The organism is Xanthobacter sp. 126, from assembly GCF_000526175.1.
Lineage (GTDB): Bacteria > Pseudomonadota > Alphaproteobacteria > Rhizobiales > Xanthobacteraceae > Xanthobacter > Xanthobacter aminoxidans.
The window spans coordinates 2256909-2274574 of record NZ_JAFO01000001.1 but is presented as its reverse complement, the minus strand read 5'-3'; the positions used below and the strand labels follow the sequence as shown (position 1 = coordinate 2274574).

The 17666-nt window shown below is 68.1% G+C and carries 15 protein-coding genes; all 15 read right to left on the bottom strand.

Features of this window, described 5'->3' with window-relative positions; translation table 11 throughout:
* Positions 1-5: 5 nt before the first annotated feature.
* Entirely contained in the window at positions 6-2846 is a 2841-nt protein-coding gene (locus XAN126_RS0110935; protein ID WP_024278638.1) for a transglycosylase SLT domain-containing protein, read from the bottom strand.
* A 4-nt stretch (positions 2847-2850) separates the two neighbouring features.
* Complete coding sequence (locus tag XAN126_RS0110930) at positions 2851-3309, bottom strand: hypothetical protein (protein ID WP_024278637.1); 459 nt, start codon at positions 3307-3309, stop codon at positions 2851-2853.
* 2 nt (positions 3310-3311) lie between these two features.
* Positions 3312-3680, bottom strand: a complete 369-nt coding sequence (locus XAN126_RS0110925) for a hypothetical protein (protein ID WP_024278636.1) — start codon at positions 3678-3680, stop codon at positions 3312-3314.
* Positions 3670-6657 (bottom strand): hypothetical protein, encoded by a 2988-nt coding sequence (locus XAN126_RS0110920; protein ID WP_024278635.1) that lies wholly within the window; start codon positions 6655-6657, stop codon positions 3670-3672. Before XAN126_RS0110920 ends, XAN126_RS0110925 begins: the two co-directional genes overlap by 11 nt.
* Complete coding sequence (locus XAN126_RS0110915; protein WP_024278634.1) at positions 6657-7289, bottom strand: hypothetical protein; 633 nt, start codon at positions 7287-7289, stop codon at positions 6657-6659. The genes XAN126_RS0110920 and XAN126_RS0110915 overlap by 1 nt, the downstream gene beginning before the upstream one ends.
* Position 7290: 1 nt before the next feature.
* Complete coding sequence (locus tag XAN126_RS0110910) at positions 7291-7764, bottom strand: hypothetical protein (protein ID WP_024278633.1); 474 nt, start codon at positions 7762-7764, stop codon at positions 7291-7293.
* A 69-nt stretch (positions 7765-7833) separates the two neighbouring features.
* Positions 7834-8094 (bottom strand): hypothetical protein, encoded by a 261-nt coding sequence (locus XAN126_RS0110905; RefSeq protein WP_024278632.1) that lies wholly within the window; start codon positions 8092-8094, stop codon positions 7834-7836.
* A gap of 4 nt (positions 8095-8098) precedes the next feature.
* Positions 8099-8947 carry a phage capsid protein gene (locus tag XAN126_RS0110900; RefSeq protein ID WP_024278631.1) on the bottom strand — a complete coding sequence of 283 codons (849 nt, stop codon included), beginning with the start codon at positions 8945-8947 and terminating at the stop codon, positions 8099-8101.
* Between the two features lie 181 nt (positions 8948-9128).
* The gene (locus tag XAN126_RS0110895; protein ID WP_024278630.1) at positions 9129-10091 is read right to left on the bottom strand and encodes a hypothetical protein; all 963 of its coding nucleotides are present in this window, start codon (positions 10089-10091) and stop codon (positions 9129-9131) included.
* Complete coding sequence (locus XAN126_RS0110890; RefSeq protein WP_024278629.1) at positions 10088-10444, bottom strand: hypothetical protein; 357 nt, start codon at positions 10442-10444, stop codon at positions 10088-10090. The genes XAN126_RS0110895 and XAN126_RS0110890 overlap by 4 nt, the downstream gene beginning before the upstream one ends.
* Complete coding sequence (locus XAN126_RS0110885) at positions 10441-12177, bottom strand: portal protein (RefSeq protein ID WP_024278628.1); 1737 nt, start codon at positions 12175-12177, stop codon at positions 10441-10443. Before XAN126_RS0110885 ends, XAN126_RS0110890 begins: the two co-directional genes overlap by 4 nt.
* On the bottom strand, positions 12174-15386 hold the full coding sequence (locus XAN126_RS27115; protein ID WP_024278627.1) for a sialate O-acetylesterase: 3213 nt from the start codon (positions 15384-15386) through the stop codon (positions 12174-12176). Before XAN126_RS27115 ends, XAN126_RS0110885 begins: the two co-directional genes overlap by 4 nt.
* Positions 15386-15604, bottom strand: coding sequence for a hypothetical protein (locus tag XAN126_RS0110875; RefSeq protein ID WP_024278626.1), 219 nt, complete (start codon positions 15602-15604; stop codon positions 15386-15388). The genes XAN126_RS27115 and XAN126_RS0110875 overlap by 1 nt, the downstream gene beginning before the upstream one ends.
* On the bottom strand, positions 15604-17223 hold the full coding sequence (locus XAN126_RS0110870; protein WP_024278625.1) for a hypothetical protein: 1620 nt from the start codon (positions 17221-17223) through the stop codon (positions 15604-15606). Before XAN126_RS0110870 ends, XAN126_RS0110875 begins: the two co-directional genes overlap by 1 nt.
* Positions 17216-17665 (bottom strand): hypothetical protein, encoded by a 450-nt coding sequence (locus tag XAN126_RS0110865; RefSeq protein WP_024278624.1) that lies wholly within the window; start codon positions 17663-17665, stop codon positions 17216-17218. The genes XAN126_RS0110870 and XAN126_RS0110865 overlap by 8 nt, the downstream gene beginning before the upstream one ends.
* Position 17666: the final 1 nt, after the last annotated feature.

Below are 17666 nucleotides of genomic sequence, written 5' to 3'. Positions count from 1 at the left end.
AAGGATCACTCCGGGATCTTGGCGCTTCCGACGCCGCCCTTGGGGCCGAACCGGCGCTGCATGGCGGGGTTCACCTCGGGACCGGGCGCCACCTGTTCCTGCGGCATCAGCGCAAAGGGGTTGCCGCCGGGCTGGAAGAGGTCGTGGTTCGCATCCCCCGCCGCCGCCTGCCGCCCCGCCGCTGCCGCGGCATCCTGCTGGGCCTTGTCCTGGCTGGCGCGGCGACCGGGCTTGGCGTCGAAGTCGATGTGCAGCGGCTGGTTGGTCTGGTCCCGCAGCTCCGACCAGACGCCGGCTTCGTTCTTCACCATGATGCCGTAGCGCGGCGCGGAGCCGGCCTTCACGTCGGCAGCGGTCTCGGGCACCGGCAGCAGCTCCCAGTCGGCCACCGTCCCCGCGTTGCCCTTCACCGCGTCCTCCACGGCGCCCTTGATCCAGTCGTAGGAGCCGTCCACCGGCGGATAGAACCGCTCCGGCGGGTACTTCACCACCCGGTCGCGCAGGCCGAACACGCCCCAGGCCGAGGAGCCGCCGGCGCCATGCACCCGGGTCTCGCCCCACATGCGCTGCATCTGCTGGATGGTGGTCCTCTTCGCGGCATCGGCATCGCCGCCGAGTTCTGCATAGTTCTCCCGATAGAGCTTGGCATAGTCGAACTGCAGCTGGGCGGACTGGGCCGGAGCCAGCGGCGGTCCGCCGGCCCAGCGGTCCCGATCCCACGGGCCGAGGTCCTTCGATTCCGGCCCTTCGTAGTCAATGCTGCCGTAGAAGATGGCGGGCAGGTCGGCAGCCGTGATCGGCGCATCCTTCATCGCTTTGTCCGCAGCCTTCAGCAGGCGCTCTCGCTCTGCCGCAAATGCCGGATCGCTATTCCTCTTGATCATGTCGAACGATTTTTGGGCCGAATTATAAGAGGCCAGCTCGCCCCAGTTGGAGACGGTCTGGGCCACCTTCTCCCCAAAGGTCTTGGCGAACACGTCGGGGCTGCGCTGATACAGCGCCTGCATGGCCTGCATGCCGAAGGTGAAAGCGCCGACGTCCGTGGACCGAAACTTGGCCTGCAACGGGCCCACCACGTCCCGTGGGATCATGCCGGTGCGATCCACCACATTCACCGCCCGGTTGATGACGGAGGAATCCTGCTTCCCGATCCCCACCCCCAGCTTGTAGGCCTGCGAGTAGGCCTCCACCGCCTTCTTGTCGTCCTTATCGAGGGGGTCGAACGCATAGGCCTTGTTCTGGCCGTCGATCTTGTCGATGGCGTCGGCGAGGATATTCGTCTCGCCCTGCCGATCCTCGATCAGCTTCTCGAGCTTCTGGTACTCGCCCGCGTCGGTGACCAAGCCGTTGTCCCGCGCGAGCTGGAGGTCCGCCATCCCCACCTTTCCGTCGATCACGCCGAACTCGAACTGGTTGACCCAAGCCTCGTGCTGCTGCTTCTGCGCCGCGCGCTCGGCATTCTGCTGCTGGAGCTGCGCATGCTGTTGCTGGTTCTGCAGGGAGGTGGCGTAGGCCCCGAGGGTAAGGGAGCCCTGGACCGGGACGCCCGCCGCATTCCCCGCGCCGCGCTCCTCCATCCGCCGCGTCGTCCACTGCACGAAATCGGCATTCGTCTTGATATTGGCGAGCCAGGGGTTGGCGTCGATCACCTTTTGGCCGACCGTGGCGCGGAAATCGCCCTCCGGGTTGCGCAGGATCTTCGGCCCGGCGCCCTCGCCCTGGTAATAGACCACGTAGAACTCGCCGGGCGTCGGATCGCGCCCCAGCGCGTTCTTGGCGGTGCCATAGACCGATTGCATCTTGCGGACGCCAACCGGGATTTGCGCGTCCGGGTCGGTGCTGTCTCCGATTCCTGCGGCCTCCCGCTCAGCCTTGAGAAGCTGGAAGACACCGAGCGCCGAGGAGAGCTGTCTGCCATCCTTGACCGGGCGGAGCGACGGATTAAAGCCGCTCTCCTGAGCCACCACCGGCATGACGATGTCGAGCGGGAGGCCGGCCGCCTGCGCCGCGGCTGCGACCTTCTGCGCAATGGGGTTTTTGGCATATCGCTCGGGAACGCCGCCAGCACCGGGACGAGACGGAACTGGATCGACGGGAGAAGCCGACGTCACTCCAACCCGCGCCGCCTCCCGCGCGTCCTCCTGATCGGCGAAGGCCTTCGCCTCCTCGCCCCTGCCCTGGGCGACCAAGCCACGGATGCGGGCCTGAGCAAACTGACGCGTGCCCTTGTCCAGCACCGCCTCGCGGTCCTTGTCCGGGAGAGCCGATTTCGCGAGGAGCTGGGCGAAGCCGCCCACCACATCGTTCCAGCTATCCGGGTTCTTCTCCAATGCGACGGCCGTGGCGCCGCCGTACTTGTCGATCTCCGCCTTGTAGAAGCCGTTGCGCCGCTGCTCCACGAAGGAGCGGTCATTCGTCTCATAGGTCCGGTTCACCGCGGCGATATGCGGCTCGAAGCGGGCGCGCAGCTTCGGGTCCGTCAGACCGTTCAGGAACGAGGTGGTGTTGCGCTGGCGGATGCCGGCCGAGGTCTGGTCCCAGCCGGTGCCGTCGGGGGCCGCGCTCTTCCTGGCCTCTGCCGACTCGCGGTCGATGTTCCCCAGCATCTCGTAATAGCCGGTCTGGGCCTTGAAGCCGGCGAGCTGATCCTGCTCCGCCTTCTGCTTCTCCGCCACAGCCTGAAGGTCGCCGCCCAGCCCGGAGACGGCCCGCCCCACCCCGGCAAGCGCCGCGCCGGGCGCGCCCGCGTTGGAGATGTTGGCCTGCGTCATCGCCGGACGCACATCCCGGTCCACGCCGAAATCCCGGCGGGAGCTGAAATCCTCGATATCGGGAATCTTCACCATGGCGTCACCCGTAGGCCGTGGACCAGGACTTGGCGGCGCCCCCGAGCCCGCCGATGATCGTTCCTGCGGCGCCGAGCATCCCGGCCTGCTTCGCGTTCTTGGCCTGGATGTCTTCCGCCTGCGCCTGCGTCAGCCATTGGCGCTTCTTCTCCTGGCCTTCGTAAAGGGTGAACTGGTCCCGCAGCGAGCCCTCCTGCTGCGCGGCGCCGATCTGGTTCAGCGTAGAGGGATCGGCCGTGGTCCCGCCGGAGAGCCCGGCCGCCGCCTTCTGCGAGGAGATGAAGCGGTTCGTCTTGATCCGCTCGCCCTCGGCCTTGCGCTGGGCCGCAGCCTGCTCCTGGCTCGCGTTGATGAGGTCCTGCTTCTTCTGGTACTCGGCCGCCCCCGCCTGGGCATTGCCGGCGGCGATGGTGCCGACGGCAGAGACCGCCGATCCGAGGAGGCCGATCAAGGGCGCGAACATCGTCAGGGCTCCCAGGCGAAGAGGCGCATGCCGAAGCGGGTCCCCACCTCCCGGAACCCCAGGCGGGCGAGGAAGGCAGGCGCGGTCGGGATGATCGGCGAGGCGACGGCGAGGACGCGCTCGTGCCCGGCGGCCCGCGCCACCTCAAGCACCCGGCGGCACTCCCGCCAGAAGGCGACGCGATGGTGGCGCGCCTCGCGCGTGACCTTGCACCATGCAATGACCTCGCCGCTTTCGCAGTAATCGAGGCCGCCGGCGGCGACAAAGCGCCCGTCCACGAAACCGATCAGGCCCACGGTGCGATCGCCGGCGGCGCGGCCGCAGTGCCGGGGAAGGTCCTCCGGCAGCAGGGAGCGGATTTCAGGATTCATTGGTGGTGATCCCGAAGATGGTGCCCAGCACCGCGGCCGAATAGGGCGCGGCGCATTCGAGGCAGATGCGGGAATCCGTGTCGAAGCCACCTCCCCACATGCCCATGGGCGCGTCGTAGACGGTGTAGACGGCATCCTCCGCCTGGACCTCATCGCCCTCGATGGTGGGCATGGGGTCCATGAGGCCGAAGTCCGGCCCGTAACGCAAAGCCTTGCGATGCGCATGGGCGAGCGCGAAGCCGAACGACTTCACCGCCTTCTTCTGGAGCAGCGCCGTTCCGATCCTCCCGCCATAGGCGAGCTTCGGCGACTTGTACCGGGCGCGGTAGGGAAGCCCGACCTTCAGGTCCGCCGAAACCACCACCGCCGCGCCGTCCAGCACGAGGCGGCCGTTGCTGATGGTCCCATAGGGCTTGTACTCGCTGCCGTCGGCGAGCACCTCGTCCCCGCGCAGCGCCACCACCTGCCGGCCTTCAAGGTGGCCGAAGGCGTCGGGCGTGGACGGGCTGCGGACAAAGCAGTCGCCGCCGACAAGGCCGCCCCTGCCCTCCTTCTCCCGCGCCCACTTCTCCAGATAGCGGCGCGTGCCGTCGGCCGTGGTGCGCCGGACGATGTAATAGACCGCGTCCTCGCCCTTGGCGGGGAGCACCGCCACGTCCTCGATGACCCCATCCGTCTCCACGGTGGACCAGCAGTCCACCTCCTCGAGGAAGTCGGTCATGAACATGGCCACCGTCCCGTCCGGACGGATGGCGTGCACCCGCGTGTCGGGCTGGCGCTGGATGGCGATGGCGTCCACGCCCTCCAGGATTTCGTCGTTGAGCAGGTTCAGGTCGCGGGCCTGATAATCCTGCACCTGCGGGCTGTAGCTGAACTCCATCAGCCTGGTCTCGGAGCGGTGCACGTAGATCGCCCGCGCGTCGAGGCGGCAGGGCTGCACATCCGGCGACGTGCCGTGCGTGGTCGCCGGCCGCGGCGTGAAGGCGGCGCCGGTGAGGGGCTCATCGAAGGAGGACGAGCGGATGGACGAGACGCTCCCCTCGGTGCCCACCACCAGGCGGGACATGGGCAGGATGAAGCGGATATTATCGACGGTGCCGGTGGTGGAGACCGAGCGCGAGATGGCCGCCGCGTCGCCGCTGTCGTTCGCCTCGATGTCGTGGGAGACATAATTGTCCGACACCGAGCCGTACATCTGGTCACTCTTGGCCCAGAACAGCCGGCTTTCCGTGATGCCCACCGCCGTCGGCCAGCCGCGGTAATCCGACCATTCCCCCTCCTTCCAGTAGTCCGAGAAGGTGGAGTTGTAGAAGGGCTTGAGCACCTCGATCTCGCACTCCGTGGAGGAGATCACCCGCGTGATCCGGCACCGGCCCTTGCCGCCGCCCCAGGGGTATTGCTGGTTCACGGTGAGGGAACCCGACCGATAGGTGCCGTCCCGGAAGCCGAACTTGTGGAAATTGATAGCGTTGTTGTCGGTGATGAAGTCGGTGGTCTTCTCGCTCTTGTTGATCGAGGCGTTGTTCTTCGTGAAGGTGTTGCGCCCCATATTCGCAGCGTAGGGGTCGCCCTTGATCTTGTAGCCCCCGTCCGGATCGTCCCGGGACACCATGTGGTAGGCGGAACCGTCGTAGAACCCTTGGTAGTTCGTCACGATCCAGCGCTCGGAGAAGAGCTGATCGTTCTGGATGAAGCACGTCCCCGTCACGCGCATGGGGTCCGTGTAGGCGTTCGAGGCCCCGAGGGTGAAGGTCTGGTTGTAGTTCTGGTTGAACACCTCGAAGAGGGCGTTGAGGTGCCCGGCCCGGAAGAAGGGGCGGTCCGCGAAGATGTGGCCGTTGCCCTCGGTCACATCGACCCGGAGCTTCACCTGCTTCACTGTCACGTCGGCCGAGAACGGCCCGTCCTCCGGCCGGTAGATCACATGGGAGAAGGAGACCGGTGAGCGGCGCTCCAGGATGCTCGGCGCGCGCTTCTCCCGCGCCATGAACATCTGGTCGCCCGACTGGTACCAGCGCAGCCGCTTCAGGTTGGCGAAGTCGCCCGCGTAATAGTCCGCGTTGTACCCGCCATCGGCATAGTAGGGCAGAAGCAGCGGCCCGGCCGGCTCGAAGGCGATGGACTTGACGATGATCTCCCGCTGGAGCCGGCTCTCGAACTCGAACGTGTAGTCCCCGAGGTCCGGCGGGAGCACGATGGAGTGGTAGCCGGTGTCGAGTTCGGTATCGAAGACGGCAGGCCCGGACGGCGTGTTCACCCGGAAGATGACCGGCCCCCGGGTCACGTCGATGCGCACGCCCACCGCGGCGCGGCCGGCGCCGATGGGGATGGTCTGCCACACCCGCACCGATCCGCCCCGGGGGATCACATTCAGGACGAGGCCGCGGCCGTCGGCCACCGCCGTGGGATAGATAGGCGTGATGGTGCTGCCCGAGGAACCGCCGCCCGTCTGCGCCGCGCCCAGCCCATTCAGCAGGTTGTTCAGCCAGTCGGAGAGGTCGCCGATATCGAAGGAGGCGCCGTTATCCTCCTCCGGTGCCGGCGCGTCCGCAGGGTTTCCCGACACCCACGTGGACCAGCCGGTGAGGCCGTTGAGCCAGTTGCCGTTGACGAAGGCGGCGCCGGCGTCACCCCGCTGGATCGGTTCCAGGCGCTCGATGAGGTTGCCTGGGTGCTCGCCCACCGTCACGCCGTCACGCTGCCGCCAGAAGCGCATGCCCAGCCGGCAGAACTCCACCAGCGCCATGTCCTCCATGCTGAACACGAAGGGGACCATTTTGGAGCGCGCACCATGCTCGGCGATGGGCTCCAGATATTCCAGCGCCGGACGCATGAGCATCGGCCCATAGGTCTTGGGCACGAAGTTGCGCTGGAGTTCGGCGGCGAGGCGCATCTGGGCGAGATCGACGCGGGCGAGCGCCGTCTTCGCCACCTCGCCCCTGTTGAAGGTGACCACTTCGGGACGCAGCGTCGCCATCAGGACCTCGCGGAGCCGTACGCATTGGGCCAGCGTCCACGCCGGCTGTTCACCCAGGAGGACGTGGGGAGCGGCTGGGAGCCGAGGTTGCCGGCATCGAGCGCCAGCGCCTCCACCAGGGCCTTGTCGGCCGCCTTCTCCAGCGTGACCGCCGCTTCCTTGCTGCCGATGGCCTTGGGGGCGATCTTGGCGGCGAGCATCAGGCTCATGGCGTGCGCGAAGTGGGCGGACCACTGCCCCACGTCCCCGCCGAACTGATCGTGGCAGGAGACATAGCGCACATAGAGCGGGCTGATGTTCGCGTACCAGTGCCCGCCCTGGTCGAGGAAGGGCACGAGGCCGGCGCGCATTTGCTCACTGGCGGCGATCACGTGCGTGCGCTTCCAGTCGCAGGGCTTGGAGAAGGCATGGTCATAGCCGAAAGCGGGGGTGAACCCCTCTTCCGGGTCGATCATCACGGCGCGCAGGGCGAAGGACCAGGAGCCGGCCTCAAGGCACCGGTCCCGCACGTCGCACCAGTTCCGGTCGAGGAGGCGCTTTGCCTCCCCGCCGCCGGTGTCCTGCATGTCGGCGAGCGTGCGCTGGCCCAGCTCGGTCAGCGCGCTGTTGTAGATCGACAGCACGGAGCCCATGTCAGGCCACCACCGCCATGGTCTGGGCGGCGCTGAGGCGCGCCACCTCGGCCTCGGCATCCTCGCGGCCGGCCAGCTCGCGCATGACCACCTCCAGCGTCTCGGTGCGGATCACGCACCACTTGGCGGTCGGACCCTGCCACTTGGCGAAGAAGGCCGGCCGCTGGGCGAGCGCCTCGGCGGAGGCCTCACGCTGCTCCACCAGCCGCTCCATGGCGACAGCATCGGCATAGGCGCGCAGCACCCGCAGCTTGGGGCCGGCGACCTCCACGGCGAGCACCCGCAGCTCCACGTCCAGCGACTGGTCCAGCGCGAACACGTTCACCAGGTCGCCGGGCTTCAGCAGCGCGCGGATGTGGCTCCACCAGGAGGGGTTCGACAGATCGTCGATATGGACGCCCGCCGGCACCTTGATGGTGTAGGAGACGCAGGCGAAGGGCGTCTCCTTCAGGTCGTTCACGAACGGCTTGTACATGCTGGGCTCCAAAGAAAAGCCCCGCCGAGAGGGCCCGGCGGGGCGTGTGTTTCAGCGATGGTCAGGCCGTCAGGTGATCGACAGGCCGGCCGAGAGGGTGGCGCCCGAGCCCGCCACCGCGGTCACGCGATGGAAGGTGATGGCGTTGGTGTCGGTCTTCGACACGATGACGATGTCGCCCACCTTCATGCCCATCTTCAGCGCATCCGAGATGTAGCCGGCGCCGGCGACGGTCGCGGTCGCGTCCGTGCTGGCGTAGCGCCACATCTTGAAGTCGCCGCCGAGGGGCTCGAAGGAGACGGTGACGAGATTGTCCCGGTTGTAGGCCATGAGCTCACTCCGCCACGTATTCGGAGCCGTCGTGGGCCACCAGCACGAGAGCGCTGTTCTGCAGCAGCTTCGCACCGTGGAACACGGAGGCTCGGAAGAAGTAGAAGTCGTCTTCCTCGTTGTAGCCGGCGGCCGTGCTCATCCCGGCCGTGTCGATGGCATGGCCGAGGGCGTTCTTGTGGTACATGAAGCAGGTCTCGTTGGCCGTGCCGACGCCCGGAAGGCGGTTGTGCACGATCCACTTCAGGCCCGCGTACATGTAGCGGTTGCCCTCCTGCGGTGAGGCCCCGCCGGCGGTGAGCGGGGTGGCGCCGCGGTAGAGCGACGACGCGAACTCCGGCACCTGGAGCATGTAGGCCTCATAGGCCGGCGAGATGACGAAGTGGATGTTGCCATCCAGATCGATCTTGTTGTTCAGCAGGATGGTGCGCGCCCGCAGCGTGTTGCTGAGGTTCGCCTTCTTGGCAGCCCCGGTGTCCTGGGTGCCCTGCTGGAGCTCGGCGATGATGATGTCGTCGATCTCGCGGTTGATGACGCCCACCGACTCCACCTGCTGGAGCTGGCGCATGTCGGCCTGGGCGATGAAGAAGTTGAAGCGGGTCTGCTCCACCTTGTCGTGGGCCTCGACCAGCGGAGCGGTGATCTGCTGGACGTTATTCTTGCGGGCCGGAATGCGACCGTTCATGCCGCGCGTGGTCGCCGAGGCGCCGCCGGAGCCGCCCAGGGGGAACACCACCTGGTTGCCGGCGATCATGCCTTCGGTGATGCAGGTGTCGCGCAGCAGCGCATTGCGCTGCTCGAACACCTTCGTCCACTCGCGGCGGTAAACGGTCATGGGAGCCGTATCGGCCATGACTGTTCTCCAGATCTGACGATGTCGGGGTTCAGCCGCTCGACGCGGGGTGGCCGGCTGGCGCCGCTGCCGCTCTTGTGCGGGTGTTCCGTCTCAGGCGGCCGGCAGTGCCGGGGTGGCCCCGATCGGGAACGAAGTGCGAACTCTGTCTAACGGATATTGATGATTCACTCAAGAATCATCACGCAACCTTCTCGCCCCGCGCCTCCATGTAGGACAACAGGCGCGAATACTCGTCCTGAATGGCGGGAGACCGGTACTTCGACCAGTCCGAGGTCCGCAGATTTTCGATTTCCCGGATGCGCTCCGCGGCGCTCGCCGGCGTGACGGAGCCGTCACCGGCATATTCGCGGATCGAGGGGTTCGCATTGACGCCGATGTTCACCAGGAAGCGCAGGACATCCGGGTTGTTGCCGAGCTTCTTCCCGTCCGCGCCGCGCGCGCCCATGATGGCGCCGAACAGCTCCTCGTTGCCCTCGAACAGGGCCTGCACCGTCTGGATGTTGCGGTTGAACTCGTGGCCCCAGTCCTTGCGCAGCAGCTCGGCGCCGTCGCTCTGGTCCTTGCCGTCCTGTTCTGCCCGCTTCTCCACGGCCTCCTGCTGGGCGGCGAGATACCAGTTCACCTGGCCCTTCACGAGGTTGGCCGGGATGTTGTGCTCGTGGGCAAAGGCCCGGTAGGCCTCCAGCGTCGCCTTGGTGGATTCGTCCGGCGTGAAGCCGACCGGGAACTGGATATCGTAGCCGTCGGCCTTATCGGGCACCCCGTTGGCCTTGCGATATTCGGCGACCTGCTCCGGCGTGGGGTTCTCCGGCAGCTTCCTGGAGGCCTTCAGCTCCCCGGAGGCGAGCTTGTCCACCAGCTCCTTGTGCGCCTTCACGAAGGCCTTGCCGTCGGAATAGCGGTCCAGGACCTTGGAGGTGGCCTCGTCGCCGCTGGCCCAGTTCGAGCGCAGGGTGGCCCAGTCGGCGGCGGGGGCGCCCTTGCCGGCATCCTGCTGCGCCGGGGGCGCGCCGCCCTCGCCGATGGTCTTCCCGGCGGGCTTGGCGCCGTCCTGCTGCTGGGCCGCGGCCTGCTGCTGCGCGGCGGCGGCCGGCGCGTCGTTGCCCTGCTGCTGTGCCGGGGCCTGCTGCTGATCGCTCATTTCGGTTCCTCTGTGGCGGGCCTCGTCTTCAGCACGAGGCGGGTGTTGAGCATTCGGACGATTTGCTGGCCGGCGAAGGTCCGCCCCTGGGCGAAGGCCATGCCGAGGCCCGTTGGATCGTCAGGCCAGCGGAAGGACAGGTCATAGGTCCGGCAGGCCTTGTGGATGATCCAGTCGAGGGCGAGCTGCTGCTGATCCGCGCTCGCCATGCCGGCGGCCAGCGCCTGGACGGCGGCGTGCTCGGCGACGGAGAACGCCGCAGGCAGGTGCGGGGCATCGGCGCGCAGGGTGAAGCGCTTGGCCTTCGGCGCAACGACGCGCTCGCCGGCGGGATCAGGGGTCGGCTTCTTCATGCTGCGGCTCCGCCGAGGCCCTGAAGCAGGCTCGGGATGTTGATGCCGGCGGCGGCGGCGTCCTTCGCGGCGCCGGCCACCGCGCCGGCGGCCTCGCCGCCCTGCTGCACCTGCTGCATGGCCGCTTCGGCCTGCTGCTGCTTGGCCTGCGCCTCGCGCTCCTGCTGCACCTGATCCTCCGGCTTGATCCAGCCGGACGGCCAGCCGAGGCCGCGCAGTGATTCGCGGGTGGCTTTGTTGAGATCCACGTTCTGCGGAACGGTCGGGTCGAACGCCGCCGCGCCCTGCATGAGCTGGAGGCCAGTGCCGAGCTGCTGCGCCTTCACCTCTTCCGCCGCCTGCCGCAGGGGGGACTTGTAGGTGAAGGCCAGCTCCCGCCCGCGCAGGACCGCCGGGATTTCCTCGCGCGGCCCGAAGAGATCGGTCTGGAAGCCGATGGCGATGGACTTCTCCAGCACCCGCCCGTTGTACTCGGCCTCCAGCGGGCCGAAGAGCGGCGTCGCGGCGCGAGCGAACTCCTCCATCCGCTTCTGCACCTCGAACGCCGTCATGTCCTTGAACTCGGGCAGCGTCAGCTTGTTGAGGTAGAAGAGGTCCTTCATCATCGCCATGTGGCGGTCGTAGAATTCCTTGGCCGGCTCGAACGCCTGGGTCTCGAACAGCGCCTCCACCACCTTGCCGGTCCGGTCGTCGTAGTCCGGGTCCACATAGGTGACGCCGCCGGCATAGACGTTGACCCCGCCCCTCAGCTTCTCCCCGCGGGCGATCAGCGGCGGGTCCACGCCCTTCTCCGCCGATTCCAGCATGGAAAGCGTCATGCGCTGGAGAAGCCGAGCGTCCGGCAGGCCGATGATGGTCGGCGGCGCGAAGGCATACGGGGACAGGGTCGAAAGCCGCCACCGCACGATCACATAGGGATTGATGCGCAGCGGGGTCTCCCGCATGACGTGCTCGTGGGCCTTGTCCACCACGATCTGCATGAAGGGGAACGCCTCGCGGCGACGCGCCTTCGCGTTCTCGCTCTCCCCGGTATAGGCGTAGTCCCACACCTCCACCGGCACCACGACGGAGAAGCACGGCACGTCGCCGTAGGGGTTCTTCTCCATCATCTCCGCGACCTTGTCGCAGACGTTCTGCCGGCCGAACTCCTGCAAGAGGCCGCGCGCCGTGCCCTTGAAGCGGCGCGCCACCGTGTCCACCTCGCGCAGGGCGTTCTCCGCCCAGGCCACATCCCTCAGGTGCCAGTTCTGGAGCAGGAACCCGACGCCCGTGGGATGGCGCTCCACGGTGAGAACCGCGTTCCCGAACGCCACGAAGTCGTGGTCCGCCGCCGTGGTGGCGCGCATGAACAGCGCCTTGGGGTCTTCCAGCGCCCGCCACAGCCGCAGGCTGTTGCGCTCCAGCCAGGGGGCGGCGGAATCGTCCTGATCGATCTCTTCCCGGCCGGAGGACATGCCGAACCACTTCTGGCCCGGCGGGCGGAGCATCGCCTGGATCGAGGACGCCAGCTCCTCCCGCAGCTTCACCGGATAGGAGGTCATGAGGTGGTCGGCGAACTCGGCGCCCGGCGTGCGCTGGAGCGTGAACTCCGCCCGCTCCGGATAGAACTGGTCCGCGATCTGCTGCCACAGGCTTTCCATGGTGGCGCGGTTGGAGAACAGGCGGTCGCCAAGCTCGATCACCACCTTCGCCTTGTCTGAAGGGGTGCGTTCGTCTTTCCAGCGCTGCCTCATGCCGGCACCTCGATCACGGAATATGTGGAGGGGCCCACCACGCCGCCGGAGCGGCGCATCACGTAGACCGCGACATAGCCGGCCAGCTGGCCATAGGCCGCCTGCTGGTCGGCCTGCGAGAAGGTGAGGGCGGGCCCGGTGACCTCGGTGTAGGAAAGGCGCGCCCCGGTGGTGACGGAGATGTTGATGACGGCGAAGCCCTCCCCCGGGTCTCCGTCCCAGCTCACCGTGATGTCGTCGTTCGCCTCGCGCGCGGCGCCGATGCCCGTCGGCGGCTCCATCAGCGTCCAGGCGGGCGGCGCGCCGGCGCGATCCAGCATTTCCGCCACTGCCTCCGCCAGTTCGGCTGCCGTCGTCTGGTAGACCGGCGCGAGATAGTGGATGCGGCCGGGGCCGGGCATCTCCACCACATAGTTCTCCCAGTCCTCGGCTCCGGGCACCCAGGAGCCGATCCGGATGTTCGCGTCCGCGGCGGCGACGGCAAGCTGGACGTCGCGATAGGCCTTATAGGTGGCGCCGATGGGCTCCGGCGGCGGCTCGCCGGCCCCATAGAAGGCGCGGCCCAGCGTCTGGATCCAGATCGGCAGCGCTGCGTTGCCGAGGCCCGCCCTGAGGTCCGAGAAAATCCGCTCCATGGCGGTGCGGAAGCGCGTTGCGTCCGAATGGCGCGTGGTCTCGAACTCTGAGGTGGCGGAGGCGTCGTTCTCGCCCTGCGCCCAGATGATCGCGGAGACGGGCACGCCGAGCCCCGCGCCGATGGCGATGGCCTGCGACAGGCGCGGGCCGCTGATGCCGGCGTCGAGGTCCCACCAATAGTTCGTCCCGGAGGAGGGATTGTCGTCCGCCCAGCGATCCGCCGCGGAGGAGCCCCACGCCGCCTGCACCGGGATCACCTCCACATGGCTCAGGCCCAACGCTTCGGCCAGCGCCCGCCGGAACGCCGCTGCCGAGCCCTGCGCCAGCGTGGCGCCCGAGAGCGTGGTGAAGTGGCCGAGGGCGTTCGATTGCCCGCAGAACATCACCGCGCGCTTCACGATGGCCGCGTTGTCGATGGGCACCGCCCCCGAAAGGCCGGCGGCCGCCTCGCCGTTGGTGGCGACCCGCCAGACAAGGAATGTGGGGGCGAAGCCGAAGTCGTCGGCGGACAGCTCAACGGGGTAATCGAACCGCACCCGCCCCTCGACCACGGTCGGCGTGGCGATCTCCACTGTGCGCACGGCCGCGCCGGTGGAGGGATCATAGATCGTGAGCGTGTAGCTCACCTCGCCGGGATCCTCGCCGTTCGGGCTCCAGGAGAAGCGCACGTCGCCGAAGCTGTTGCCCACCATCTGGAGGTCGGACGGCGGCTTGCGGATATCGTCGAAGTCGCCGGGGTCCTCATAGGGCGGGACGGGATTGCCGCCGGTGCCCGGCGCCGGAATGAAGGAGAAGCCGCCGGAGCGGATGGGTCCGCCCTCATAGTCCGCGCAGCCGCAGGTGCAGGCCTCGGTCTCGGCGGACGCCTGCCACAGGAAGCCATCCCGCCACACCTGCGGCCGAGCCCACACATAGGTCTCGGCCACGCCCCACTGGAATCCGTCGTTCAGCGCCTGGTCAATGCGAGGCCAGATGGTGTCGGCGGTGTCGGCCAGGAGGTTGAAGCCGCCGAAGAAGTGGAGCCGGTCGAGGTCATAGCCGAGCTTGCCCATTCCCGCGGCGAGCGTGCCGGAATGGAGCGTCCACTCGCCGGGGATGACCCAGTCGTAATCCTCGAGCTGGACGATGTCCCAGGCCGGCGAGCGCCACGCGCGATAGGGGAAGTTCAGCACCTCGAGGATGGGCGCGGCCGGGTTCAGCACCTGCGGGGTGAAGATCAGGATCAGGCTCGTGGCGTCGGGGTGCGCCGCCTTCACGTGGTCCCTTAGGTAAAGCGTCGAGGCGCCGAGCTTGTCCCGGAGCCACGAAAGATAGGGACCGTGCGGCCCGACGGGATCGAAGGAGGACTGGAGGAAGGGCGTCGGCACCGCGAACCCGGTCTCGGTGGTGAAGAGCGCCCGCGTGCCGGCGTCGTAAATGCAGGGCGAGCCGTCGGTATAGGTCCCGTCCCACCACCAGGGCTCGCCCACCTGGAAGAACAGGGGCGCGCCCATGGCCTTCAGCGTGTCCATGCACCAGCCGAAGATGGCGGTGAGATAGTCGAGGCCCGCGGTGTTCGTGGGCGCGATCAGCGTCGAGGGCGGCTCCCAGCCGGTCTGGGCCGGCGCATCGTTCCACGCCCGCTGCATCCAGGCCGAGGGGCACACGCTCTTCAGAACCTCGTAGGAGAGCGAGACCACGATGCGGAAGCCGGTGCCAGCGAGCCGCATGAACAGGTCGGTGAGCCACGCCCGGGTGGGCGCGTTGAGCACGGGCTTGCGCGGATCGACGATGAACCGCCCCTCTCCCGCGTCCCAGCTCACCTGATGCATGTGGGTGATGCCGAGGTAGAGGACATACCAGCCGCGGTAGCCGAGCCGCCGGACGCCATCCACGATCCGCTGCGGGGTCAGGTGATAGGCGTCGTCGAGACCGTCGGCGATGCGCAGGCCATGGGCCGGCTGGGGCGCGGTGCACACGCTGAGGCTGGTCCGGGAGCCGGTGCAGAAGATGTTGTAGAGCTCCAGCGTCGCCTCCACCTCCTCGATGGGGAGCCGCGCCGCGCTGTCCTCCAACGGCACATAGGCCGATGGAATCACGCCGATGAAGAACCGCTTGATGTTGTGCCAGGGGATCGTCACCGCCTCCGCGGGAAGGTTGAAGCCACCCTGCACGGCCGAGAAGTCGAGAAGCACGCGCCCATTCATGGGCGTGCCGGCGATCCGATAGTTCTCCAGGCGGACGTAATAGGGCGTCTCCGCCTCGTTGTTCTCGATGGCGGTGAGCACCAGCCCACGGTCGTGATCGAGCGGCAGGAGGTTGGTGAGCCGGAAATCGAACCTGAGGACGCAGCCGCGATAGTCGGTGTCCGTAGCGTAGCGATAGAGCTGATGGCTCTCCGCGTCCACGCTGTGCCAGATCAGGCCGACCAGGTCCTTATCAGTCCTGAAGGTGCAGGAGAGCTCCAGCGCCCGGTCGCCGGCGGTCACCAGCGAGGCGGCGCACTGGATGTTGAAGTCGATCTGCCAATAGGCCGGGTCAAAGCGCAGGATGCTGCCGTCCTGCGGTCCCGGTGCTTTGGCGAGCAGGCTCATCAGGAGGTGCCCGACGCCTTGGTGGCGGTGTAGGGGCCGGTGCCGGGCGTGGCGATGGTGCCCTCCGACAGCGTCTTCGAGCGCTTGCTGGACGAGGTGGCGAGGGTGTCCTGCACCCGGCGCCGGCGCGCCTCGACGATGGAGGGATCCTCGCTGTCCGGCATGCGCTGGGGCGGCGGCGGATCAGGCACCTTGGTGTCGAAGCAATAGCGGGCCATCAGCCGTGTTTCCTCTTGATGTGGGCATAGCCCCGGTTGGCGGTGGTCTCCTGCCCGCGGGGCGTGATGCCCCATTCCCGGTTGCGGGCGGCGACGGCCTCGGCGCTGGCACGCTCGCCCTCGGACCAGGCCATGACGACGGCGTCGCCCTTGTCCGGCGAGCGGCCGATGCGCTCCTTGATGTCCTCCTTCGGCTCCACCTTGATGCCGGAGCGCGTCAGCTCGAACCGCGCGGCGCAGAGGTCGGCCCGAAGCTCATCGTCCGGCGGGAGCACCACATGGGAGCCGCCGGGCTGGGCTGGATCGAGCGCCTCGCGCAGCCGCCAGATGGCTTCGGCGCGCTTGTTGAAGAAGGCGAGGTTCGCGGCGTCCTTGGTGCGAGCAGTGCTCGGGGCCGAGCCGTTGAAACCCACGACGGTGAAGCCGTTGCTCTTGAGCATGTTGGTGGGCAGGCCGCCGTAGCCGCCGCCCATGTCCATCACGACGGGGCAGCGGTCGCGCATCACGGCCGCCACCTCGCGCACCACCGCCGATGCGTCATCCACCCGGATGCCCTTCACCTCCACCAGCGGCTGGTAGTAGCCGCCATACCGGGGCGCGAGGATGCAGCGGTCCCGCCCGCCGCCGTTGGGATCGCAGGCGATCACCGTCATGGGGATCAGCCCGAACGGGGTGTCCGGCGTCCACCGCTGCTGCGCCTCCATGACCCAGCGCGTGGGGATCACCTGGTTCTCGTCGTCCTTCAGGGAGACGTCGAAACGGCCTTCGAGATAGGCGGAGCGGTAGGGCTCCGGCATGGCGGCGAGCGTGTTCTGATAGCCCGCGTCGATCATGTCCGGGTTGTCGGCCACCCCGGAGCGGATGAAGGTGCGGGACCGCGCCAGCACCGGCTCGCCCGTCGCAGGGTTGATGACAGGCTGTCCCGTCTTCGGGTGGTAGACCGGGCCCGGCCCCCAGACCTCCGTGTCCTCGCCGTCGATGATGGCGTACCAGCGCAGCTCGCCGGGCCTGGCGGGGCGCGGGTGGCGCGGATCGAGCCACGGCCCCCACCGGCGGATGATCCAGTAGCCCTCCACCGTGGTGGGCGGATTGCCCGCGGAGACGACGCGGCAGCGCTGGCCCACCTTGGAGGTGCGGTTCCAGCCGGTCACAAAGGTGTACTGGCTCTCCGTGAAGTCGGGCAGTTCGTCGAAGCCGATCAGGTCGAAGGGCCGGCCTTTGAACGCCTGCTTGTCCTCTTCGCGCGCCATGGCCGCGAACTGCACGATGCGCTCGGGCAGGCGGAAGATGGGCGGCGGTGAGCGGTTGAGCCCGTTGGTGTGGCCGACTATCTGGCCGGAGCGGTCCACGAGTGCGCCCAGGTCCGTGTACTGGCGGCGATAGATGATGGATCGCTCGTGCTGGGTCAGGGCGAGGCCCAGCAGGAGGTCGCTCTTCCCCCCGCCTGCGGCGCCGCCATAGAACAGCTCGTCCGCCGGGCTGTTCTGGGCGGCGAGCTGCGGCCCGAAGTTCGGCACCCACAGGTCCGGCACCGCGGCGCGCACCTGTGCCTGGAGGCGGGCGAGCTCCTGGGGCGGGAGCCCGTCGAGCATCTGCCTCACCTCGGCGAGGTCAGCCACCCGTGAGCCTCACCACGTCGATGCCGCCGCCGAGCCCCGCACCAAGCATGCACGCTGCCTGCACCGCCTGGATGGCATCGGCGCCGACGGCCATGGCGCCCATGGCGTAGGGCTCGCCCCCGCCGATGGCGAAATATTCTCCGGTCACCTCAACCGGGAAGCCGTGGCCGTCGAAATAGTGCACCCGGCCCGTTGGCGAGACGAAGATCGCGTCCATGTCGGTGAGGTTGCCCTGCGGCGGCACGAACGCGTCGCCCATGTGCAGCATGGCCTCCGCCCACTCGCGGACGCCCGCCATGGCCGAGAGGTGCCCGCACGCCCCGACGAGCCAGCCGGCGGAGGTGCGCGTGATCTTGGCGACCCCGCCGGCCAGCATGCCTTGGGTGGAGGTGATGGCGCGGTCGGCCGCCATCACGCCAGCTCGATAGGCGATCACCGTCATG